The sequence below is a fragment of the Paraburkholderia kirstenboschensis genome (genome assembly GCF_904848585.1).
In the GTDB taxonomy this organism is placed as follows: Bacteria; Pseudomonadota; Gammaproteobacteria; order Burkholderiales; family Burkholderiaceae; genus Paraburkholderia; species Paraburkholderia kirstenboschensis.
In genome coordinates this window covers 116,892-137,836 of record NZ_CAJHCR010000006.1, presented here as the reverse complement: position 1 = coordinate 137,836, position 20,945 = coordinate 116,892, and the positions used below count along the sequence as shown (strand labels likewise).

20 protein-coding genes and 3 pseudogenes are annotated in these 20,945 nt (G+C 62.2%); 14 read left to right on the top strand and 9 right to left on the bottom strand.

From position 1 onward, the window contains the following. Positions 1 to 118: 118 nt before the first annotated feature. Positions 119 to 313, bottom strand: a pseudogene (locus JMY24_RS18380) (TolC family protein); the annotation flags it as partial. Positions 314 to 411: 98 nt separating this feature from the next. On the opposite strand from JMY24_RS18380, the gene JMY24_RS18375 reads away from it, so the two are divergent. After that, complete coding sequence (locus JMY24_RS18375) at positions 412 to 720, top strand: hypothetical protein (protein ID WP_201702701.1); 309 nt, start codon at positions 412 to 414, stop codon at positions 718 to 720. Here the strand turns inward: JMY24_RS18375 and JMY24_RS18370 are convergent. The 3 genes and pseudogenes from JMY24_RS18370 to JMY24_RS18360 all read right to left on the bottom strand — a co-directional run. Then, positions 646 to 1,179, bottom strand: a pseudogene (locus JMY24_RS18370) (TolC family protein); the annotation flags it as partial. The gene JMY24_RS18375 and the pseudogene JMY24_RS18370 overlap by 75 nt on opposite strands. Before the next feature lie 74 nt (positions 1,180 to 1,253). Continuing rightward, positions 1,254 to 1,577, bottom strand: coding sequence for a rhodanese-like domain-containing protein (locus JMY24_RS18365; RefSeq protein ID WP_020065131.1), 324 nt, complete (start codon positions 1,575 to 1,577; stop codon positions 1,254 to 1,256). Positions 1,578 to 1,636: 59 nt separating this feature from the next. Then, a complete protein-coding gene (locus tag JMY24_RS18360) occupies positions 1,637 to 2,290 on the bottom strand; it encodes a protein-L-isoaspartate O-methyltransferase family protein (protein WP_128589520.1) in 654 nt (217 codons plus the stop codon). A 383-nt stretch (positions 2,291 to 2,673) separates the two neighbouring features. Here JMY24_RS18360 and JMY24_RS18355 point away from each other — a divergent pair, with 383 nt between their 5' ends. From JMY24_RS18355 to JMY24_RS18330, 6 genes are all read left to right on the top strand, one after another. After that, the gene (locus tag JMY24_RS18355; RefSeq protein ID WP_201702639.1) at positions 2,674 to 3,762 is read left to right on the top strand and encodes a LacI family DNA-binding transcriptional regulator; all 1,089 of its coding nucleotides are present in this window, start codon (positions 2,674 to 2,676) and stop codon (positions 3,760 to 3,762) included. A gap of 3 nt (positions 3,763 to 3,765) precedes the next feature. Further along, positions 3,766 to 5,253 carry a sugar ABC transporter ATP-binding protein gene (locus tag JMY24_RS18350; protein ID WP_128594455.1) on the top strand — a complete coding sequence of 496 codons (1,488 nt, stop codon included), beginning with the start codon at positions 3,766 to 3,768 and terminating at the stop codon, positions 5,251 to 5,253. Beyond that, positions 5,234 to 6,247 carry an ABC transporter permease gene (locus JMY24_RS18345; RefSeq protein ID WP_128589514.1) on the top strand — a complete coding sequence of 338 codons (1,014 nt, stop codon included), beginning with the start codon at positions 5,234 to 5,236 and terminating at the stop codon, positions 6,245 to 6,247. Before JMY24_RS18350 ends, JMY24_RS18345 begins: the two co-directional genes overlap by 20 nt. Positions 6,248 to 6,321: 74 nt before the next feature. Continuing rightward, a complete protein-coding gene (locus JMY24_RS18340; protein ID WP_128594456.1) occupies positions 6,322 to 7,284 on the top strand; it encodes a substrate-binding domain-containing protein in 963 nt (320 codons plus the stop codon). Between the two features lie 68 nt (positions 7,285 to 7,352). Continuing rightward, positions 7,353 to 8,402, top strand: a complete 1,050-nt coding sequence (locus JMY24_RS18335; RefSeq protein WP_128586264.1) for a sugar phosphate isomerase/epimerase family protein — start codon at positions 7,353 to 7,355, stop codon at positions 8,400 to 8,402. Positions 8,403 to 8,455: 53 nt separating this feature from the next. Then, on the top strand, positions 8,456 to 9,607 hold the full coding sequence (locus tag JMY24_RS18330; RefSeq protein WP_128594457.1) for a Gfo/Idh/MocA family protein: 1,152 nt from the start codon (positions 8,456 to 8,458) through the stop codon (positions 9,605 to 9,607). 32 nt (positions 9,608 to 9,639) lie between these two features. Here JMY24_RS18330 and JMY24_RS18325 read toward each other — a convergent pair whose 3' ends face one another. Continuing rightward, positions 9,640 to 9,900 (bottom strand): hypothetical protein, encoded by a 261-nt coding sequence (locus tag JMY24_RS18325; protein ID WP_128586262.1) that lies wholly within the window; start codon positions 9,898 to 9,900, stop codon positions 9,640 to 9,642. A gap of 62 nt (positions 9,901 to 9,962) precedes the next feature. Beyond that, positions 9,963 to 10,145, bottom strand: a pseudogene (locus JMY24_RS39600) (efflux RND transporter permease subunit); the annotation flags it as partial. Between the two features lie 96 nt (positions 10,146 to 10,241). On the opposite strand from JMY24_RS39600, the gene JMY24_RS39885 reads away from it, so the two are divergent. Next, positions 10,242 to 10,742, top strand: coding sequence for a hypothetical protein (locus JMY24_RS39885; RefSeq protein WP_236597443.1), 501 nt, complete (start codon positions 10,242 to 10,244; stop codon positions 10,740 to 10,742). A 111-nt stretch (positions 10,743 to 10,853) separates the two neighbouring features. On the opposite strand, the gene JMY24_RS18310 is transcribed toward JMY24_RS39885, so the two are convergent. Both JMY24_RS18310 and JMY24_RS18305 read right to left on the bottom strand, forming a co-directional pair. After that, positions 10,854 to 12,014 (bottom strand): ABC transporter substrate-binding protein, encoded by a 1,161-nt coding sequence (locus JMY24_RS18310; protein WP_128594459.1) that lies wholly within the window; start codon positions 12,012 to 12,014, stop codon positions 10,854 to 10,856. A gap of 42 nt (positions 12,015 to 12,056) precedes the next feature. Further along, entirely contained in the window at positions 12,057 to 12,998 is a 942-nt protein-coding gene (locus JMY24_RS18305) for a CysB family HTH-type transcriptional regulator (protein WP_128594460.1), read from the bottom strand. A gap of 242 nt (positions 12,999 to 13,240) precedes the next feature. On the opposite strand from JMY24_RS18305, the gene JMY24_RS18300 reads away from it, so the two are divergent. The 6 genes from JMY24_RS18300 (at position 13,241) to cobA (ending at position 19,470) form a co-directional block, all read left to right on the top strand. Beyond that, on the top strand, positions 13,241 to 14,920 hold the full coding sequence (locus JMY24_RS18300; RefSeq protein ID WP_128586261.1) for a nitrite/sulfite reductase: 1,680 nt from the start codon (positions 13,241 to 13,243) through the stop codon (positions 14,918 to 14,920). A 22-nt stretch (positions 14,921 to 14,942) separates the two neighbouring features. Further along, the gene (locus JMY24_RS18295; RefSeq protein ID WP_128594461.1) at positions 14,943 to 15,491 is read left to right on the top strand and encodes a DUF934 domain-containing protein; all 549 of its coding nucleotides are present in this window, start codon (positions 14,943 to 14,945) and stop codon (positions 15,489 to 15,491) included. Further along, the gene (locus JMY24_RS18290; RefSeq protein WP_128594462.1) at positions 15,488 to 16,240 is read left to right on the top strand and encodes a phosphoadenylyl-sulfate reductase; all 753 of its coding nucleotides are present in this window, start codon (positions 15,488 to 15,490) and stop codon (positions 16,238 to 16,240) included. Before JMY24_RS18295 ends, JMY24_RS18290 begins: the two co-directional genes overlap by 4 nt. 124 nt (positions 16,241 to 16,364) lie before the next feature. After that, positions 16,365 to 17,327, top strand: a complete 963-nt coding sequence (gene cysD, locus JMY24_RS18285) for a sulfate adenylyltransferase subunit CysD (RefSeq protein WP_128586259.1) — start codon at positions 16,365 to 16,367, stop codon at positions 17,325 to 17,327. 17 nt (positions 17,328 to 17,344) lie between these two features. Further along, on the top strand, positions 17,345 to 18,661 hold the full coding sequence (locus JMY24_RS18280; protein ID WP_128594463.1) for a sulfate adenylyltransferase subunit 1: 1,317 nt from the start codon (positions 17,345 to 17,347) through the stop codon (positions 18,659 to 18,661). A 53-nt stretch (positions 18,662 to 18,714) separates the two neighbouring features. After that, entirely contained in the window at positions 18,715 to 19,470 is a 756-nt protein-coding gene (gene cobA, locus JMY24_RS18275; RefSeq protein ID WP_128594464.1) for a uroporphyrinogen-III C-methyltransferase, read from the top strand. Positions 19,471 to 19,695: 225 nt separating this feature from the next. Here cobA and JMY24_RS18270 read toward each other — a convergent pair whose 3' ends face one another. Further along, positions 19,696 to 20,457 carry a hypothetical protein gene (locus tag JMY24_RS18270; protein ID WP_201702636.1) on the bottom strand — a complete coding sequence of 254 codons (762 nt, stop codon included), beginning with the start codon at positions 20,455 to 20,457 and terminating at the stop codon, positions 19,696 to 19,698. Between the last annotated feature and the right edge of the window lie 488 nt (positions 20,458 to 20,945).

Genomic DNA, 20,945 nt, shown 5'->3' with positions numbered 1-20,945 from the left:
CGTCCCGTTCTTCAGGAAGCTGCCTGGAAAATCGCCGTTGAAGAGCGTGCGATTTATGTGTGGTTAACAGTGCGGCCTGGTGCGGCCAGTGCGGCACGGCCTTCAACCGCAACAGCGCCTACTGTCCCGTCGCCAGATCGGCGGCGGCCTGATCTTCCAGCGCGAGCGTCTGGCGCACGCGGCTTTGCGTCGCGCCGCCGGCAAAAAGCGGAATCGTGACCTGCACGCCAATGGTGCTGTTCGTGTACGAGGAGCCGAGGTTGCCCAGTTCCGCTGCAAGCGCAGGCGGGCCGGGCGACGGCGTATTCGCGCCGCTGCCGAAGCCGCCGCCGAAATTTCCACCGAAGTTGCCGGCTCCCGCCGCGCCACGCTGCTACGCGAGCGGCTCGCGACCAGGTCGACCGTCGGCAGATGGCCGGCTTTCGCCTTCGACGTTTCGCGCTGCGCGTTATCGAGCGCGATCTGTCTGAGTACGACCTGATAGTTGGCGTCGCTCGCCGCATCGACCCATTGGTTGATGTCCGCGGGCACGGGCGGCGGCAGCGGAGCGCCGGCCGCGAGCCCGTCGATATGCTCGACCGGATGCCCGACGATCTGCTGCAACGCCGTCAGCTTTACGGCGAGATCGTTCTGCGCGGCGATTTCCTGCGAGACCGCCTGATCGTATTTGGCCTGCGCTTCGTTCGTGTCGGTGATCGTCGTGTTGCCCACTTCGAATGAACGCTTCGCCGATTCGAGTTGCTGCGCGATCGACGCCTTCTACGACCGCGCAATGGCAACGCTGTCTTGCGCGGCGAGCGCGTCGAAGTATGCCTCGCCAAGGCGCACGATCAGATCCTGGCGCGCCTGCGCGAACGACGCCTGCGCAGACGCGACCGCGAGTTTGCCCTGCGCATAGCCGTACCTGCTGTCCACATGAATCAGCGGTTGCGTAAGCGAGACCACATAGCCGTAGGTGTTGCCATACGATGCCGGAAAGCCGCCGCCAAAGTCCGTGCTCTGACGGCTGCCATTGAGCGATGCCGAGACTTGCGGCAGCAGCTTCGCGCGTGCGAGCGGCAGTTCTTCGCTGTTGGCGGCAAGCGCGGCGCGCGCGCTTTGCAGTGGCGCGTCGTTGGAGAGCGCTTCGTCGTAGAGTTGGGAGAGGTCGACGGCTTGCGCGGGCGGCGCGTGCAACACGCACAAATCCGCAAGCGAGCGCCAGAGCAGACGCCAGGAGCGGCGCGTGCTAACGCTTCATTGCGCGTGGGCGCTTAGTAGGTGGGCACCGACGGGTCGACCTGGCGCGACCATGCGTCGATCCCGCCTTGCAGATTGAAGACGTTCGCGTGGCCGCGCGATTCGAGGAACATCGCGACCTGCGCGCTGCGGGCGCCGTGATGGCAGATGCAGACGATCTGCGCGTCGTCGTCGAGTTCTTCGCTGCGCGCGGGAATCTCACGCATGGGAATCGACACGATGCCGGCCATCGACGCCGTCTGGATTTCCCATGGCTCGCGCACGTCGAGCAGGACGGGTGCGGGGCGCGACGTGTCGGCGAGCCATTCGGCGAGCGCGGGAGCGGTGAGGTTTTGCATCAGCGAGACTTCCGTTCAGAGGACGGCGGCGCGCCGGACGTCCGTGAAAAACAGGCGAATCAGAACTTGAAGCGCGGCGGTTGCACGGCGTTGACGAGCGGTTCGACGTACGTCTCGAACACGTCGGCAATGCGGTACTGCTTTTCGTCGATACGCGTGATGATCTGCGCCTTCATGACCGGCGCGGTGCCGACAAACGCCGCCAGACGGCCGCCGATCTTCAGGTGTTCGAGAATTTCCTGCGGCAGCACGGGCAGACCGCCCGACACGCAGATCACGTCGTACGGAGCGGCGGCGGCCCAGCCGCGCGCCGCGTCGCCGGTCGCGACTTCGGCATTCAGCACGCCGTTCGCGATCAGGTTGTTCTTTGCCAGTTGCGCGAGTTCCGGCTCGATCTCGACCGTCAGCACGTGTTGCGCGCGGTGCGCGAGCAGCGCCGCCATGTAGCCGGAACCGGCGCCGATTTCCAGCACGCTTTCATGTTTCTTCACCGCCAGTTCCTGCAGCGTGCGCGCTTCGACGCGCGGCGCGAGCATGTGCTGACCGGCCGGCAGCGGCACTTCAAAGTCGGCGAAAGCCAGATCGCGGTATGCGGCCGGGACGAAGTTTTCACGCTTGACGATCGACAGCAGATTCAGCACGTCCTGGTCGAGCACTTCCCAGGGGCGGATCTGCTGTTCGATCATGTTGAAACGCGCTTGCTCGATGTTCATGGTGGATTTGGCGGTTCTGGTTTGGCGAGTTTTGCGATTTTCCCACTGCGCGGCGGCTTCGGCGGATAGCCCGCTGACGATCGTGCTGACATTCGCGCCGACGTTAGCGCTCACACACAGGCTGACACTCAGGCTGTCACTCGATGCGCAAGCCACGGCAGGGTAACTGCGGGATTGTACCAAATGGCGCCGGCGGTTCGGGCCAAGGCGGGCATCGCGCCAAGCGGCCTTTCGCCGGCGCAGCTGGGGTTCGCGCTTTCGTCCCGACGCTCCCGCGCGCTTTTTCGCGGTTGCCCCCGTGTAAATCCCTAGCATTCCGGCCTTGCACTTCTGCCCGCGTTCGCTAAAAAATGTAATCGATTACATTTCCGGAAGCCGCTGCCTTGTCCAGATCGACATCAAAAGCGAAGCCCGCAGCGGTGTCCGCGACCGGCGACGAGCCGCGAGTGCAACCGCTTTCGCGTGCGTCGCGCTCGGCGGAAGGGCTCTCCATCGCGGGCGTGGCGAGGCAGGCGGGCGTTTCCGTGGCGACCGTGTCGCGCGTGCTGAATGGCCACGAGAACGTCCGGCCCGCGACTCGCGACAAAGTGCTCGCCGCCGTCGACGCGAGCGGCTACCGCGTCAACGAACTCGCGCGCAATCTGCGCACCGCCGAAAGCCGCCTCTTACTCACGATGGTCCCCGACTTCGGCAATCCGTTTTACGCGGAGATCGTGCGCGGCATCGACAGCGTCGCGCGCCAGCACGGTTACTTCATGCTGCTCTGCGATACGGGCGCGGATCCCGGCCGTGAGCGCAGCTACTTCGATCTGCTGCGCCGCCGCCGTGCGGACGGCGCGATCTGTCTGGACCCGGCGACGATCCAGCAGGCACAGGCCGATACATCCGGCGCGTTGCCGTGGGTCGCATGCTGTGAGTTCGATCCGGCGGTGGGCGTGCCGTATGTGGGCATCGACAACTACCGCGCCGCGGGCGACGCCGTGCGGCATCTTCTTTCGCGCGGGCATCGGCGCATCGGCCTCATCAATTCCGACACCGACTATCTGTACGCGCGGCAGCGTCAGCAAGGCTATCTCGATGCGCTGACCGACGCGGGCATCACGCCGCTCGACGGCTGGCGCATGAATCTGAACAGCCTCGACTACGAGGCGGGCGCTTCGGCGGCGGCCACGCTGATGCTGCCGCCCGACGCGCCGACCGCGATCTTCGCCGTGTCCGACACGCTCGCGACGGGCGTGCTTCACGGCTTGCGCAGCGTCGGCAAACGCGTACCCGACGACGTCGCCGTGGTCGGGTTCGACGATATCTCCATTGCCGCGCAAATCGATCCGCCGCTCACCACGATCGCGCAGCCCATGCGCGAACTGGGCGAGACCGCCGCCCGCCTCCTGTTGCAGCGGCTCGCCAATCCGCTGGCAAACGTGCCGGGCGTGCTGCTGCCGCACCGGCTCGTGATTCGCGGGAGTACGTGAAGCATGAGCCTCGCTATCCGCTTCGACGACATCCGCAAAGACTTCGGCCCGGTGCGCGTGCTGCATGGCGTGAGCTTCGATCTCGCGCCGGGGCGCATCTACGGTTTGCTCGGGGAGAACGGCGCGGGCAAGTCCACGCTGATGAAAATCCTCGCCGGCTATGAAACCGCGACGTCGGGCACGTTGCATGTCGACGGCCATGCCTGCCACTTTGCCGGTTCGCGCGACGCCGAAGCGCAAGGCATCGTGCTGATTCACCAGGAGTTCAATCTCGCCGAGCATCTGACGATCGCGCAAAACATGTATCTCGGCCACGAGAAGCGGCGCGGCTGGTTCGTCGACGACACGGCAATGCGCGCCGAGGCCGCGCGTTATCTTGCGCAAGTCGGACTGGACAAGGCTCCGGACACGAAGGTGCGCGAACTGATCGTCGCGGAAAAGCAGATGGCGGAAATCGCGAAGGCGCTGTCGCGCCGCGCCCGCCTGCTCATCATGGACGAGCCGACGGCAACCCTCACGCCGTCCGAAACCGAGCGCCTCTTCACGCTGATGGCAAAGTTGAAGGCCGATGGCGTGACCATCGTCTACATCTCGCACAAGCTCGATGAAGTCGAGCGCATTACCGACGAAGTCATCGTGATGCGCGACGGCCGCTTCGTCGCGCGCAATGAAACGGCGGCGCTCGCGCGGCAACAGATGGCGAACCTGATGGTCGGGCGCGACGTGTCCGACATGTTCCCCGAGAAGATCACCGTATCCGCAGCCGCGCCGGTCGCGCTGAAGGTGCAAGGGCTCGCCGTGCCCGAATGGGTCGACGATCTGAGCTTCGACGTGCGCGCCGGCGAAGTGCTCGGCTTCGCGGGACTCGTCGGCGCGGGACGCACGGAAGCGTTCGAAGCGATCATCGGCTTGCGCAAGCGCACGGCCGGACAAATCGAAATCGCGGGGCGTCCCGTCGATCTGAAAAGTCCGCGCGAAGCAATGCGCCACGGCCTCACGTATCTCAGCGAAGACCGCAAAGGCAAGGGCCTGCACGTGAACCTAAGCCTGCAGGACAACGTGACGCTCATGACACTGGAACGCTACGCGCATCCGCTGCTCGACATGAAAGCGGGCCGCGACGCGTTGAAAAGCGCCGTGAGCGAATTCGGCATTCGCACGGGCGACCTGTCGAGCCGCGCGCGCATGCTCTCCGGCGGCAACCAGCAGAAGCTTGCGCTTGCCAAGTTTCTGCAGCCGGAGCCGGACGTGATCGTGCTCGACGAGCCGACGCGCGGCGTCGACGTCGGCGCGAAACGCGACATCTATTTTCTGATTCATCGTCTCGCCGCGCAGGGCCGCGCGGTGATCGTCATTTCATCCGAACTGATCGAGTTGATCGGCTTGTGCCATCGCGTCGCCGTGATGCGCGCGGGACGCCTGCAAGCCACGCTCACGCTCGAACACCTGACCGAAGAGGAGTTGATCGCCCATGCGACCGGCACCCACTGAAGCCGTGCAATCCGGCCGCGCGTTGCGCTTCGCGCATCGGCTGTATGCGCTTGGACCGCTCGTCGGTCTGATTGCGCTGTGTATCGTCGGCACGCTGCTGAATCGCGATTTCGCGACGCTCGACAACATGATGAACGTGCTTACGCGCACGTCGTTCATCGGCATCATCGCGGTGGGCATGACCTTCGTGATCATTTCGGGCGGCATCGATCTGTCGGTCGGCTCGATGGCGGCGCTGATCGCGGGGAGCATGATCTGGCTGATGAACGGACTTGCGGCGGGCGTCGGCGGCCATACGTTCGCGCCGCTCGTCATCGTGACGCTCGGCATCGCATTCGCGTTCGTGCTGGGTGGACTCTTCGGCTGCGCGCACGGGCTGCTGATCACCAAGGGGCGCATCGAGCCGTTCATCGTCACGCTCGGCACGCTGGGTATTTTTCGCGCAGTGCTGACATGGCTCGCCGACGGCGGCGCGCTGACGCTGGATAATTCGTTATCCGATCTATATGGTCCCGTCTATTACGCGAGTCTCTTCGGCGTGCCCGTGCCGATCTGGGTATTTCTCGTGACGGCCGCGGGCGGTGCGCTGATTCTGAATCGCACTGCGTTCGGGCGTCATGTGCAGGCGATCGGATCGAATGAACAGGTCGCGCGCTATGCGGCCATACGTGTCGATACCGTGAAGATCGTCACATATGTGCTGCTCGGCATTTGCGTTGGCGTGGCCACCGTGCTGTATGTGCCGCGCCTCGGCTCGGCGACGCCGACCACCGGTTTGCTATGGGAGCTCGAAGCGATTGCCTCGGTCGTGGTGGGCGGCACCGCGCTCAAGGGCGGAGAAGGACGCGTGATCGGCACGGTGATCGGCGCAATTCTGCTGTCGGTCATTGCCAATATTCTGAATCTGACCAGCATCATCAGCGTGTATCTGAACGCGGCGGTGCAGGGCGTGGTGATTATCTTCGTCGCGTTCGTTCAACGTGGACGGCGGTAGGTGTAGCGCTGCAAAGCGACACAATGGCAGGGGCGCACGAACGCCTCACAACAGCACAAATTGGAGACACAACCATGAAGCAGGTCATTCGAGCGATCGGCGCCGGCATGCTGGCGTTGGGGATACTGGGCACCGCAGGCGCTGCACAAGCCGACGACAAGGTCACGCTGGGCGTCGCGATTCCGACAGCCGACCACGGCTTCACGGGCGGCATCGTCTGGTGGGCGAACAAGGCGAAGGCCGATCTCGAGAAAGAACATCCGAATCTGAAAGTCATCGTGAAGACAGCGGCCGGAGCGCCAGAACAGGCGAACCAGTTGCAGGATCTGGTCACGGTGAACAAGATCAATGCGCTCGTGATTTTCCCGTTCGAATCGGCATCGCTCACGCAGCCGGTCGCGCAGGTGAAGAAGAAGGGCGTGTACGTAACGGTGGTGGATCGCGGCTTGACGGACACCAGCGCGCAGGATGCCTACGTGGCCGGCGACAACACCGCGTTCGGCAGGATTCCCGCCGAATTTCTGGCGAAAGCGCTCGACGGCAAGGGCGACATCGTCGCGCTGCGCGGCATTCCGACGACGCTCGACAACGAACGATGGACCGCGTTTACCAACGTGCTGAAGGGCTATCCGAACATCAAGATTCTCGACGCGAAATACGCGAACTGGAATCGCGACGACGCGTTCAAGGTCATGCAGGACTATCTGACGCGCTTCAAGCACATCGACGCCGTGTGGGCCGCCGACGACGACATGGCGGTCGGCGTGCTCAAGGCCATCGACCAGGCGAAGCGCAGCGACGTCAAGATCGTGTTCGGCGGCGCGGGTTCGAAAGGCATGGTGAAGAACGTGATGGACGGCGCACCGCGCATCCAGGCGGACGTGTCGTACTCGCCGAAATTCATTTACGACGCAATCAAGCTTACGGCCGAAGCACGCCTGAAGGGCGAGAAGCTGCCGGCCACCACGATCATTCCGTCGGTGCTGATCACGAAGGAGAACGCGCAGCAGTTCTATTTCCCGGACTCGCCATTCTGATCTTGTGCACCGTCCATTGGCAGCGGGGCGCGTAGGCAGAAGGCGCACCCCGCTAAAGGAACCATACGATGAGAACCATCAAAGGTCCGGCAATCTTTCTCGCTCAATTCATGGGCGACGAAGTGCCGTTCGACAATCTTGCGCATCTGGCTGGCTGGGCCGCGGGGCTCGGCTTCAAGGGCATTCAGGTGCCGTGCGACGCGCGGTTGATCGACCTCGAACAGGCGGCGTCGAGTCAGGCGTACTGCGACGAACTGCGCGAGACGGTCGACAACGCGGGCGTCACGATTACCGAGTTGTCGACGCACCTGCAAGGGCAGCTTGTGGCGGTGCACCCCGCTTACGATGCATTGTTCGACGGCTTCGCGGCGCCGCATGTGCGTGGCGACCCGGCAGCGCGCACGCAGTGGGCCATCGAGCAATTGAAGCTGGCCGCGAAGGCGTCGCAGCGCTTGGGGCTGACCACGCATGTGTCGTTTTCCGGCGCGCTCGCGTGGCCGTATGTTTACCCGTGGCCGCAGCGTCCAGCCGGTTTGATCGACGCCGCGTTCGACGAACTCGCGCGCCGCTGGACGCCGATTCTGGATGCGTTCGAAGCAGCGGGTGTGGACGTGTGCTACGAACTGCATCCCGGCGAGGATCTGCACGACGGGGTGACCTTCGAGCGCTTCCTGAATGCAGTGAACCAGCATCCGCGCGCGAATATCCTCTTCGATCCGAGCCATTTCGTTCTGCAGCAACTCGACTACCTCGCGTTCATCGACATCTATCACGAGCGCATCAAGGCGTTTCATGTGAAGGACGCGGAGTTCCGGCCGAACGGCAGGCAGGGCGTGTATGGCGGATATAGCGGCTGGGTGGAGCGCGCGGGGCGCTTCCGCTCGCTCGGCGACGGCCAGATCGATTTTCGCGCGATCTTTTCCAAAATGGCGCAATACGATTTCCCCGGCTGGGCGGTGCTCGAATGGGAATGCGCGCTCAAGCATCCGCACGACGGCGCGCGCGAAGGTGCGGAGTTTATCCGCGAGCACATCATTCGCGTGGCCGAGCATGCATTCGACGATTTCGCGGGCAGCGGCGTCGATGCAGCGCAGTTGAAGCGCGTGCTCGGCATCTGAGGGCGCCGATTGCAACAGTAAGCAGTAAGCAGTGAGCGAAAGGAGCGGACAAGATGCCATCCAGAAGACTCAGGTTGGGCATGGTCGGCGGTGGACAGGGCGCGTTCATCGGCGCGGTGCATCGGATCGCGGCGCGCCTCGACGATCGTTTCGAACTGGTCGCGGGCGCGTTGTCGTCCGATCCCGAACGCGCGCGTGCGAGCGCCGCGGAGGCGGGCATTGCGCGTAGCTACGCCGACTGGCAAGAAATGGCGCGAGCGGAAGCAGCGCTCGACGACGGTATCGACGCCGTCGCGATAGTGACGCCGAACCATCTGCATGCGCCGGTTGCCACCGCCTTTCTCGACGCCGGCATTCATGTGGTGTGCGACAAGCCGCTTGCCATCTCACTTGCCGAAGGCGAAGCGCTCGCCAAACTCGCGCACGAGAAGAACAAGCTCTTCGCGCTGACGCATACGTATTCCGGCTATCCGCTGGTGCGTCATGCGCGCGAGATGATCGAAGCAGGCGAACTGGGGCAGATACGCGTCGTGCAGGTCGAATACGCGCAAGACTGGCTGGCCGAGCCGATCGAAACCGGCGGCTTGAACAAGCAGGCCGGTTGGCGCACGGACCCCGCGTTAGCGGGCCCGGCGGGCTGTCTCGGCGATATCGGCACGCATGCGTATCACCTCGCCGCTTTCGTCACGGGCATGACGCCCGCCGCGCTTTGCGCCGAGTTGCACACGTTCGTGCCGGGGCGCCGCATCGACGATCATGTGCAGGCGATGCTGCGCTATGCGAATGGCGCGCGCGGCATGCTATGGGCGAGCCAGGTCGCGAGCGGCGCGGAAAACGCTTTGCGTCTGCGCGTCTATGGGACCAAAGCGGGCATTTCGTTCGACCAGGAGAATCCCAACGAATTGTGGTTTACGCCGCTCGGCGGGGCAGCCGAGCGCCTGACGCGTGGACGCGTAAGCGGCGCGAGCGCGGCCCACGCGACGCGCGTGCCGCCGGGTCATCCCGAAGGTTATCTCGAAGCGTTCGCGCAGTTGTATAAGGACGCCGCGTTGCAGATCGAAGCGTTGGACGAGGGCCGCGCGTTGCCGGCCGAAAGCCTGCTGCTCACGACAGTGGAGGACGGCGTGGCGGGTCTGCGCTTTATCGATGCAGTGCTCGCGAGTAGCGCTGCAGATGGGCAATGGCGTGAGATCGAGAAGTTATAGAGCCACGCAGTCGCGCCACGTGGCTTGACGCTTCATCCGCCTTTGCTTTTCTTGATCTGGGCTTCGAACGCAATGTCGAGCTTGCTCGCCTTGCGCGGTTTCGGCGGACCGTATGCATCGACAAACTTGACGAAGTCGTCGAGCGTGAGGGGATCGGAGACTTTCTTGTCCGTGCCGCCCGATTTGTCGACGAGATAGAAGAGGCCGCCGGAAAGGCTGATCGCGGCGAATTGCGGATTGCCGCTGCGCGTTTTCAGCCGCTCGACAGCGTGGATGGCTCGCGTGGTGCGCATGGTGTGGGACTGCTGATCGGGGAAAAACTATTACTTTAACAATTTCGCCGACGCCGCGCGGCTCACCCCGCGCGGCGCCGTAACTTCCGTCGCACCCAGTCCGCCCAATCTTCCAGCATGGTGTACACGACAGGCACGACGACGAGCGTCAATAGCGACGACGTAATCACACCGCCAATCACTGTCTGCCCGAGCGGCCCGCGTTGCTCGCCGCCTTCGCCGAGCGCGGCGGCGAGCGGCAGGAGATTCGCGCGCGCGATCTCATACTGGCTTTGCGCGGTATCGAACGCGTTCTTCGAAATTAAGCCTTTCTCCACCAGCACGCGATTGTTTTCGAGCGTTTGCCTCGCGATGTCCAACTGGCCCGTCATCGCGGCCATCTGACCGCGGCTCTACTCGGCGCGGGCCGCGAAGTCGCGCGCATCGATCTTCGCGAGAATCTGGCCGCTCTGCACAGCGTCGCCTTCGCGCACGCCGACTTCGAGTACCGAACCCGCTACTTTCGATTTGACGGCGGCTTGCGTGACGGCGCGCAGCGAGCCGGTCAGCGGCAGCGTCTGGACGAGAGCGTGCGGCGGCTGACCGTGGTGAGATCGTCGGGAGAGAATTCGATGACGGAAGATGCCGTGTCCGTCGTGGCGGCGGGCGGCTCGCGCTTTCGGATCGCCTGGGCTATCGCGATGGCGAGAATCACGACGGCAACCACAGAGGTGATGATGATGCGTTTTCTGGTCTTTAGCTTGCGCGATCGGACGGACTTCACGGATTGGCGATACACGCGGATTCGGCGGTGGCCTGAGGAGCGGGCGCGCCGCACGCTCGTTGCGCAATCGGCAAATTAGCCTGAGCCCGCGCTCACCGCAAGCTAGCCGTCAGCATGGTACACGGAGGTTGCGGCGCGCGAGGCCGAGCCTGCAGCGCCGCCTGAGCGCGCGAACGCCCACAAAAAAGGCTTACTGACTCAAATAAACGAACTTGCCGTTTTTGATGGTGCCCATCACGCTCGCGCGCTGGTCCAGCCCCACGTGGTCCTTCGCACTCGTATTGACGACGCCGTTCGGCACCACGAGCTCATGCGCGTGTTCCAGTTCGTTGCGCAACGCGACGCGGAAAGCCTCCGTGCCCGGCTGCGCGGTCTTGAGCGCGCGCGCCACCGCGTCCTGCAAACGCGGATAGACGCCGGCTGCGTCGCCCGCGAATTGCGTGACGCTGCCCGGCCCGTACTTCGCCTCGTACTCGTTCGCGAACGCGAGCGCCGCCTTTTTCGCCGGATGTTCGGCCGGCAGCGTGCGCGCGACCACGACCGGCTGCGTCGGGAACAGCGTGCCTTCCACGTCCTTGCCGCCGAGCTTGATGAACTCCGGCGTTGCGATGCCATGCGTCTGATAGATAGGGCCTTTGAAACCGCGCTCGATCAGCGTGCGCTGCGGCAACACGGTCGGCGTGCCCGCGCCTGCGATCAGAATCGCGTCGGGCTTCGCGGCCATCAGCTTGAGAATCTGGCCGGTTACGCTCGCGTCCGTGCGGTTATAGCGCTCGGTCGCGACCAGTTGAATATGGCGCAGCGCGGCGAACTTGCTGAACTCGTTGAGCCAGCTTTCGCCGTAGCCGTCCGCGAAACCAATGAAGCCCACTGTCTTCACGTTGTGGTTCGACATGTAGCGAGTCATCACGTCGGCCATCGCGCTGTCGGTCTGCGCCATCTTGTAGGCCCACACCTTCTTGCCTTCCTGCGGCTCGACGACGCTCGCCGAGCCGATCAGCGTGATCATCGGCGTCTGGCTTTCGGCAACCGGATCGAGCGCGGCCATCGCCGCCGGCGTGATGTTCGGGCCGACGATCACGTCGACGTGATCTTCGTTGATCAGCTTGCGGATGTTGCGCACGGCGACGCCGGGGTCGGAGGCGTCGTCGAGAAAAATGTAGTCGGCTTTCTGGCCGGCGACGGTGGCCGGCCACATCAGCATTGCGTTCTTGCTCGTAATGCCGATCACCGCTGCGGGGCCGGTGCTCGACAGATCGATGCCGACCTTGATGTCGGCGTGTGCTGCGGTGGCGAACAAAAGAGCGCCGAGGGCGGCGAGGCCGCGAAGTCTGTTGTTATGCGACGTCATCGATGGGTCTCCGTAGCGGGATAGCAGGAAGCGGTTGTGAGTTCAAAGTTCGTAGGTTTCGTGTTCGCCCTTGAGCGCCTGTTCGATCAGCTTGCGGTTCATGCTCGGCGACAGCAGTTCGACGAGCGTGTACACATAGCTGCGCAGGTACGCGCCGTGTTTGAGCGCGACTCGCGTCACATTGCTGCCGAACAGGTGGCCGACCGGCATTGCCCGCAAATGGCGGTCGCGCTCGGCGTTGAACGCAATGTCCGCCATGATGCCGACGCCGAGACCCAGTTCCACGTAGGTTTTGATCACGTCGGCGTCGATGGCCTCCAGCACGATGTCCGGATGCAGCCCGCGCAGCCGGAACGCCTCGTTGATCTTGGTGCGGCCGGCGAACGCGTTGTCGTAAGTGATCAGCGGATATTGGGTCAGATCATCCAGCGACAAAAGTTTGCGGTCGAGCAGAGGATGGTCCGGCTGCATCACCGCCACGTGATGCCACTGGAAACACGGCAGCGAGACCAGTTCCTTATAGTTGGCGATCGCCTCGGTGGCGATGGCGAGGTCCGCCTGGTCGTGCAGCACCATCTCGGCGACCTGCGTCGGGCTTCCTTGCAGTATCGAAAGGTGGACTTTGGGAAAGCGTTTTTTGAATTCGGCGATGGCGGCGGGCAGCGAGTAGCGCGCCTGGGTGTGCGTGGCGGCGATCACGAGGTTGCCCTGGTCCTGCGCCGCGTAGTCCTTACCGACGCGCTTCAGACTCTCGACTTCCTGCAAGATCCGCTCAACCGACTGAAGAATGATCCGGCCCGGCTCGGTTAGCGAGCGAACGCGCTTGCCGTGGCGTGTGAAGATTTCGACGCCCAGCTCGTCCTCGAGCTCGATGATTGCCTTCGAAACGCCTGGCTGGCTTGTATACAGCGCCTTGGCCGCTTCGGTCAGGTTGAAGTTCTGCCGCACAGCCTCGCGGACGAAGCGGAACTGATGCAGGTTCATATATAACCTCTCCGCATATCAAAAGAATTTTTTAGTCGTTTGAAATATAAGGCGAGTTTATTACGATCTGTCCATCTTTTTCAATATGGATATCTGTATTTGTTATAAGCAAATGAGAGATAGGTCTAAACCCTGACTCGATCCAGCTGACAAACACAGATGTTCAGAGCGCGGCGAAACCGGAGTGCTGGCCTGCGGATCGCCTCGTGTCACGCGGTAACGCAAAAAATTGGGGTCCCCGAATGTACCAATACGATCAGTACGACCAGACCATCGTCGATGAACGGGTTGCGCAGTACGCCGATCAGGTTCGCCGCCGTTTGTCGGGCGAATTGAGCGAAGAGGAGTTCCGTCCGCTGCGTCTGCAGAACGGTCTGTACTACCAGCGCCACGCGTACATGCACCGCATCGCGATTCCGTACGGCAATCTGCGCAGCGACCAGCTGCGCATGCTCGGGAAGATCGCGCGCGAGCACGACCGGGGCTACGGCCATTTCTCCACGCGTTCGAACATCCAGTACAACTGGATCAAGCTCGAGGAAACGCCGGAGATTTTGCGCAAGCTTGCGTCGGTGCAGATGCACGGCATTCAGACCTCGGGCAATTGCATCCGCAACATCACCGCCGATCAGTTCGCAGGCGTGGCTCCGGACGAATTCGTCGATCCGCGTCCCTGGGCGGAAATTCTGCGTCAGTGGTCGACGTTCCACCCCGAGTTCGCGTGGCTGCCGCGCAAGTTCAAGATTGCCGTGTCCGGTTCGCAGGAAGACCGTGCCGCCGTGCAGATTCATGACATGGGCGTGTATGTGAAGCGCAATGCTCAGGGCGAGCTCGTGGTCGACATTCTGGCGGGCGGCGGTCTGGGCCGCACGCCGATCGTCGGCGCGGTGATCCGCAAAGACTTGCCGTGGCAGCACCTGCTGACCTACAGCGAAGCCGTGCTGCGTGTGTACAACCGCTACGGCCGCCGCGACAACATGTACAAGGCGCGCATCAAGATCCTCGTGAAGGCGCTCTCCCCGGAGAAGTTCGCCGCGCAGGTCGAGGAAGAATGGCAGCACCTGAAGGACGGCCCTTCGACGCTCACGCAGGCCGAGTTGGATCGCGTGTCGCAATACTTCCAGCCGCCGGTGTACGAGAAGCTGGCCGACACAGACGCCTCGTTCGAAAAGCATCTGCTGGAAAACCGCGCGTTCGCCCGCTGGGTCGAGCGCAACGTGCGTCCGCATAAGGTCTCGGGCTATGCGGCGGTCACGCTGTCGCTGAAGAACGGCGTAGTCGCGCCGGGCGACGCCACCGACGCGCAAATGGAAGCGGTTGCCGATTGGGCCGACGAGTACTCGCTGGGCGAGATCCGCGTGTCGCACGAACAGAACCTGATTCTCGCGAACGTCAAAAAGCGCGACCTTTTCGCGTTGTGGGAAAAGGCCAAGGCACAAGGTTTCGCGACGCCGAACATTGGTTTGCTCACCGACATCATCGCGTGCCCGGGCGGCGATTTCTGCTCGCTTGCGAATGCGAAGTCGATTCCGATTGCACTCGCCATTCAGGAACGTTTCAACGATCTCGACTACGTGTACGACCTGGGCGACGTATCGCTGAACATCTCGGGTTGCATCAACGCTTGCGGTCATCACCACGTCGGCAATATCGGCATTCTGGGCGTCGATAAAGACGGCTCTGAGTGGTATCAGGTGACGCTCGGCGGCGAGCAGGGCACGGGCGCGACCGGCGCTCACCTGGGCCGCGTGATCGGCCCGTCGTTCTCGGCGGAAGAAATGCCGGACGTGATGACGAAGGTGATCGACACGTTCGTTGAAAACCGCCATGAAGGCGAGCGTTTCATCGACACGTACACCCGCATCGGCATGGCCCCGTTCAAGGAACGCGTGTACGCGTCGCGTCAACCGGCTCACGCGTAACCGCGCAAAGGATACAGAACAGATGGCTTCTATCATCAAGAACCGCGCGATCGTCAACGATGACTGGGCGCTCGTGCGCCCGGCGGAAGACGGCTCGCTGCCCGCGGTGAACGAACTGCCGGCTGGCCGCGTGCTGGTGCCGCTCGCGTTGTGGCAGGCGGAGCACGATGCATTGAGCGCTTCGCGCAGTGCCGCCGAACTCGGCGTGTGGCTCGCGCCGGACAGCGAGCCGGCGGACATTGCCGGCGACTTCGACAAGGTCGCGGTGATCGCCGTGGACTTCCCGGTGTTCCGTGACGGCCGCGGCTATAGCATCGGTCGCCTGCTGCGTGAGCGCTATGGCTACAAGGGCGAGCTGCGCGCGATCGGCGACGTGCTGCGCGACCAGGTGCGTTTGATGTTCCGTTGCGGCTTCGACGCTTTCGCAGTGCGCGCGGACAAGGACATCAGCGACGCGCTGAAAGCATTCGACGACTTCACCGTGCAATACCAGGGCGCGTTCGACGAGCCATCGCCGTTGTTCCGTCGCCGCGCTGCTTCGGCCTCTGCTTCGGAAAAGGTCCCGGCATGAGCGCCGCCTCGTTGCAGTCGCTCACACCGGAACTCGCCGCGAAGGTCGAACGCCTTGATGCGCTGCTCGATTCGATCGCCGCTCGTCACGCCAACGTGAAGCTCGCAAGCAGTCTCGCCGCCGAAGACATGTTGCTCACGCACGCGATTCTGTCGCGCGGCGTGAAGATCGGCGTCTTCTCGTTGAACACGGGCCGCTTGCATGCTGAGACGCTCGGCATGATCGACCGTGTGAAAGAGCGCTACGGCTACGACATCGAGCAGTTTCATCCGCAGGCTGCCGCGATTGACGAATACGTCGGCTCGCATGGTCTGAACGCTTTCTATGAGAGCGTCGATCTGCGCAAGCGCTGCTGCGAAATTCGCAAGGTCGAGCCGCTGAACCGCGCGCTGTCGGACGTCAGCGCATGGGTGACGGGCCAGCGTCGCGAGCAGTCGGTGACGCGTGCCGAATTGCACGAGGAAGAACACGACGCCGCGCGCAACATCGCGAAGTTCAATCCGCTGACCGACTGGACCGAAGCCGAGGTCTGGGACTATCTGAAAGCCTTCGACGTGCCGGTGAATCCGCTGCATGCGCGCGGTTATCCGAGCATTGGCTGCGAGCCTTGCACGCGTGCGGTGCGTCCGGGCGAAGATAGCCGGGCGGGACGCTGGTGGTGGGAATCGCGCGATACGAAGGAATGCGGACTCCATATCACGACGATTACGCCGATTGCGGTCGACCGCGGCGAGAACGCTCCGGCCTGACGCATTGCCTGATTTGTGTGGCGTCGAGGGCTTGGCTTTGCCGCTTCGCGCCGCACATACCGAATTGAATATCAGCGCTTTCACGGGCAACCGCTCGACAAGCGACTCAACGAAGGACCCAAACATGAGCACCACGCTCGATTCCACTGTCAACGCTCCGCTTGCCAACACGGCGAACCGGATGGATCACCTCGATTGGCTCGAAGCCGAGTCGATTCACATCCTGCGCGAACTGGTTGCCGAATGCAGCAAGCCGGCGCTGCTGTTTTCGGGCGGCAAGGATTCGGTCGTCGTGCTCGCGCTCGCGCTGAAGGCCTTCGGCATCGGCGCAAATCGCAAGACCGTGCTGCCGTTCCCGCTCGTGCATATCGACACCGGTCATAACTACGACGAAGTGATCGACTTCCGCGACCGTCGCGCGAAAGAGATCGGCGCGGAACTGGTGGTCGGCCACGTTGAAGATTCGATCAAGCGCGGTACGGTGCGTTTGCGCCGTGAAACGGATTCGCGCAACGCGGCGCAAGCTGTGACGTTGCTCGAAACCATCGAACAGCACGGTTACACCGCGCTGATCGGCGGCGCGCGCCGTGACGAAGAAAAAGCCCGTGCGAAAGAGCGCATTTTCTCGTTCCGCGATGAGTTCGGCCAGTGGGATCCGAAAGCGCAACGCCCGGAACTGTGGAGCCTGTTCAACGCGCGTCTGCACAACGGCGAGCATCTGCGCGTGTTCCCGATCTCGAACTGGACCGAACTCGACGTGTGGCAATACATCGCCCGCGAAAAGCTCGAACTGCCGTCGATCTACTACGCGCATCAACGCGAGATCGTGCGACGCAATGGCCTGCTCGTGCCGGTCACGCCGCTCACGCCGATGCGCGAAGGCGAAGTCAGCGAAACGGCGCAGGTGCGTTTCCGCACGGTCGGTGACATTAGCTGCACGTGCCCGGTTGAGAGCGACGCGGACGATCTGGAGAAGATCATCGCCGAAACGGCCGTGACCGAAATCACGGAACGCGGCGCGACGCGGATGGACGATCAGGTCTCCGAAGCCGCGATGGAACAGCGTAAGAAGCAGGGTTATTTCTAAGCACACGAGGCAATGTAATTATGAATATTCATCAACCGGAAGACCTCGGCGTGCTTCGCTTCATCACCGCTGGCAGCGTGGACGACGGCAAGAGCACGTTGATCGGCCGCCTGCTGTACGACAGCAAGGCCGTTTTGAGCGATCAGCTTTCCGCACTGTCGCGCGCGAAGAATAAGCGCACTGTGGGCGACGAAATCGATCTGTCGCTGCTGACAGACGGTCTCGAAGCGGAACGCGAGCAGGGCATCACGATCGACGTCGCATATCGCTACTTCGCGACCGCGAAGCGCAAGTTCATCATCGCCGATACGCCGGGCCACGAGCAGTACACGCGCAACATGGTGACCGGCGCGTCGACCGCGCACGCGGCGATCATTCTCGTCGACGCAACGCGCGTGACGTTTGTCGACGGCGTCGCACAACTGCTGCCGCAAACCAAGCGTCATAGCGCAATCGTGAAGCTGCTCGGTTTGCAGCATGTGATCGTTGCGATCAACAAGATGGATCTGGTCGAATATAGCGAAGCGCGTTTCGACGAGATTCGCGACGCGTATGTCGATCTCGCACGTCAGCTCGGCTTGAGCAATGTGCGCTTCGTGCCGGTGTCGGCGCTGAAGGGCGACAACATCGTGACGGCCAGCGAAAGCATGCCGTGGTATGCGGGCGAGCCGCTGCTCGATCTGCTCGAAGCGCTGCCGGTCGAAGTGCCGACGGGCCAGGCGCTGCGTTTCCCGGTGCAATGGGTGGCGCGCCAGGACGGCAGCCAGGCAGACGATTTTCGCGGCTACATGGGCCGTGTGGAAGCGGGCGAGGTCAAGGTGGGCGACACGATCGTCGTGTTGCCGGCCAACCGCGAAGCGACGGTTGCCGAGATCATCGCGCCGGTGGTCGGCGGCACGGCGCAGGTGGATCGCGCGTTCGCCGGTCAAACGGTGACGCTCCGCCTCGCGGAAGACGTGGACGTGTCGCGCGGCGACACGTTCGTGTTGCGCGAAGCGGCCCCGGAGCCGGCGAAGAAACTCGAAGCCGACCTGTGCTGGTTCGACGACACGCCGCTTTCCACGCAACGCAAGTATCTGCTGAAGCAGACCACCAATACGGTGTTCGCGCGCATCGGTTCGATCAAGGAAGTGCTCGACGTGCATACGCTGTCGCAGTCGACCGATCGTCGCGAATTGGCGATGAACGACATCGGCCGCGTGGCGTTGACGTTGCAAAAGCCGTTGGTGTGCGACGTGTATGACTCGCATCAGGGCACGGGCGCCTTCGTGCTGATCGACGAAGCGACGCATCACACCGTCGCGGCCGGAATGATCCGGGCGTTTTCCGCGTAAATGATTGGCGCAGCCGCGCACCGCGAACGCCCCTGACGAACAGGCTGAGGCAAATGGGTAAGGTTTATCTGATCGGTGCTGGACCGGGCGCTGCGGACCTGATTACGGTGCGCGGCGCGCGGCTGCTCGCGACCGCCGATGTGGTTCTGCACGACGCGCTCGTCGAGCCCGCGATGCTCGACTACGCGCCGTCCACCGCGCGCCGGATTGCGGTGGGCAAGCGCTGCGGACAGCTATCGACGGCGCAGCAGTTCATCAACAAGCAGATCGTGGACGCCGCTTTGGAGCACGGGGTGGTGGTGCGCCTGAAGGGCGGCGATCCGATGCTATTCGGCCGCGCCGATGAAGAGATGCGCGCTCTCGAGGCGGCCGGCATCGACTATGAGGTGGTGCCTGGCATTACGGCGGCGTTGGCTAGCGCGGCTTCGCTGAAGCGCTCGTTGACGTTGCGCGGCGTATCGCGCAGTGTCGCGCTGGCGACGTTTAGCCGCGCGCCCGGCTCAGATGAAATTCGCGAGCAGGTGAACGCCGATTCGCTCGTGTTTTACATGGGCCGTGATAGCGGCGTTGAAATTGCGCAGCAATTGATCGATGCAGGCAAGCCCGTTTCCACGCCTGTCGCGATTGTCGAGGCTTGCAGTACCGAGCGTGAGCGGATGTTGACGCTGACGCTCGAAAAGCTTGCTGCTGGCGAAGCGCAAAGGTGGGTCGATGCTTCGCAGCCGAGTTTGGTGATGATTGGGGAGGCGTTTGCTGAGCGGCAGCGGGAAGTGGTGCGGTTTGTGGATGGGGTTCTCGCGGCGGCGTAGGGGGCGGTTGGTGGGTAGCTCTCACCTTGAAGGAGCAAGGTTGCGCCGCACGTCCGAGTGCCATGGGCGCGTCACTTGGTCGGCTTGGCGGGCCGCGAAGACGCTGCCGTGGCGCATGGTATCGAGACGGGGATGATTGTGCCGCCATCGTCCGCGGTGCCAACAGGTCGGATGAGATCGATCATGTTTTTGTCTGCTTAACGATTAAACTAATCCTCCGCTCGTTCAGAACGGTTTGACCTTCTGGGCCGGTGCAGGCGGTTTTCCTGAGGCTCCCCAGATGCTCTGACCTTTATGAAGCAGCTTTAACAGCATGCCGGGCGCGCAGTCGGCCATGCACATCGCACGCCCCTGGGTGACCCGGCCATTGTCGTTAATCGGAAAATCCGAGTAGATCAGCGGCTTGACGGGGGAGGAGCCGTCGATCTCGACACTACTCGGCATTTGCTCATCCAGTGCGATCGTATTGCGTTCCATGATGTTGATCCATGGATGGCTGACCGTATCAACGGCTTTCGGGAATCCGTTATCGGGATTTTTCGTAAGCACACATGGGGTAAGATATTTGTATGCCCGAGGCTTTTTTTCTGAGGCTAGATAACACATATCCTGGAATTGATAAAACCGATAACCCGTTCGCTTTCCGGTGGCGAGACCTATTTCATAGCCAGAATTGTCTATCATGACATAATTGTTGATTCTGTTTGTTTCGACATAGGGTAGATAGGAAGGGTTAATATCGGGATCGGGATCGTCGCTTGCAAAGCCGATGTCAAATCTTGCCCGAAATGGAGGTGGCCCTTCCCATGGGAACATCTCATCCAAAGAAACGAAGTCTTTTTTCCTTCCAATAATGGGCGGCTTCCCCTGTGCAACGAATGAATAAAGAATGTCATTCTCTTTCGAAGAGCGATATCTTTGGCACACTTCATCGGAGGTTGCGCCGAATCCACTCTTAAATTCATCAAGTGGATGCCGAAGAAACAATGAACACCGTGGTTGCAAAAGTTCATTATAATAAACTTTTTTCCATTAAAATTCACCACTTTTTCATTGGCAGTACCGATTCTCGAAATTCCTAGCAGGACACATCCTGCAAGAATAAAAATAGCAGACTTTTTAATAATCATAGCCAATCCATTCATGTGCCGTCAGGAAACGGAATTTACTCTTTGACCGTGACATGCATATGCGTGTCATGCGGTATCACCCTGTTAAGCTATGGTGTATAGACCCCTGCCGGCATCGTTTGCTGGTCCGCTCTCAACTCACGGTATAGGGCCGAGAGTTTCTGGCCGCCAGGATTAACCGGAAACGGATTATTTCTATCGTGGTGGTCATGATTATGAATCGTAAAATGAATGTTCTCATCGGCATCATCGAAGTGCGTGACGTCCAGCGCCACGCCCATTCTGTGCAGTCGGGAACCCAGCATCGGGCGCCATGAACATGAATCACCATGTCCAGCTCTGCCG

What these genes read in the sequence shown, in the direction of transcription:
- JMY24_RS18375 (WP_201702701.1), top strand. Translation starts at nt 412, where the DNA reads ATGGCCGGCTTTCGCCTTCGACGTTTCGCGCTGCGCGTTATCGAGCGC.
- JMY24_RS18365 (WP_020065131.1), bottom strand. Translation starts at nt 1,577, where the DNA reads ATGCAAAACCTCACCGCTCCCGCGCTCGCCGAATGGCTCGCCGACACG.
- JMY24_RS18290 (WP_128594462.1), top strand. Translation starts at nt 15,488, where the DNA reads ATGAGCGCCGCCTCGTTGCAGTCGCTCACACCGGAACTCGCCGCGAAG.
- JMY24_RS18335 (WP_128586264.1), top strand. Translation starts at nt 7,353, where the DNA reads ATGAGAACCATCAAAGGTCCGGCAATCTTTCTCGCTCAATTCATGGGC.
- JMY24_RS18345 (WP_128589514.1), top strand. Translation starts at nt 5,234, where the DNA reads ATGCGACCGGCACCCACTGAAGCCGTGCAATCCGGCCGCGCGTTGCGC.
- JMY24_RS18360 (WP_128589520.1), bottom strand. Translation starts at nt 2,290, where the DNA reads ATGAACATCGAGCAAGCGCGTTTCAACATGATCGAACAGCAGATCCGC.
- cysD (WP_128586259.1), top strand. Translation starts at nt 16,365, where the DNA reads ATGAGCACCACGCTCGATTCCACTGTCAACGCTCCGCTTGCCAACACG.
- JMY24_RS18295 (WP_128594461.1), top strand. Translation starts at nt 14,943, where the DNA reads ATGGCTTCTATCATCAAGAACCGCGCGATCGTCAACGATGACTGGGCG.
- JMY24_RS18350 (WP_128594455.1), top strand. Translation starts at nt 3,766, where the DNA reads ATGAGCCTCGCTATCCGCTTCGACGACATCCGCAAAGACTTCGGCCCG.
- JMY24_RS18310 (WP_128594459.1), bottom strand. Translation starts at nt 12,014, where the DNA reads ATGACGTCGCATAACAACAGACTTCGCGGCCTCGCCGCCCTCGGCGCT.
- JMY24_RS18300 (WP_128586261.1), top strand. Translation starts at nt 13,241, where the DNA reads ATGTACCAATACGATCAGTACGACCAGACCATCGTCGATGAACGGGTT.
- JMY24_RS18340 (WP_128594456.1), top strand. Translation starts at nt 6,322, where the DNA reads ATGAAGCAGGTCATTCGAGCGATCGGCGCCGGCATGCTGGCGTTGGGG.
- cobA (WP_128594464.1), top strand. Translation starts at nt 18,715, where the DNA reads ATGGGTAAGGTTTATCTGATCGGTGCTGGACCGGGCGCTGCGGACCTG.
- JMY24_RS18325 (WP_128586262.1), bottom strand. Translation starts at nt 9,900, where the DNA reads ATGCGCACCACGCGAGCCATCCACGCTGTCGAGCGGCTGAAAACGCGC.
- JMY24_RS18330 (WP_128594457.1), top strand. Translation starts at nt 8,456, where the DNA reads ATGCCATCCAGAAGACTCAGGTTGGGCATGGTCGGCGGTGGACAGGGC.
- JMY24_RS18305 (WP_128594460.1), bottom strand. Translation starts at nt 12,998, where the DNA reads ATGAACCTGCATCAGTTCCGCTTCGTCCGCGAGGCTGTGCGGCAGAAC.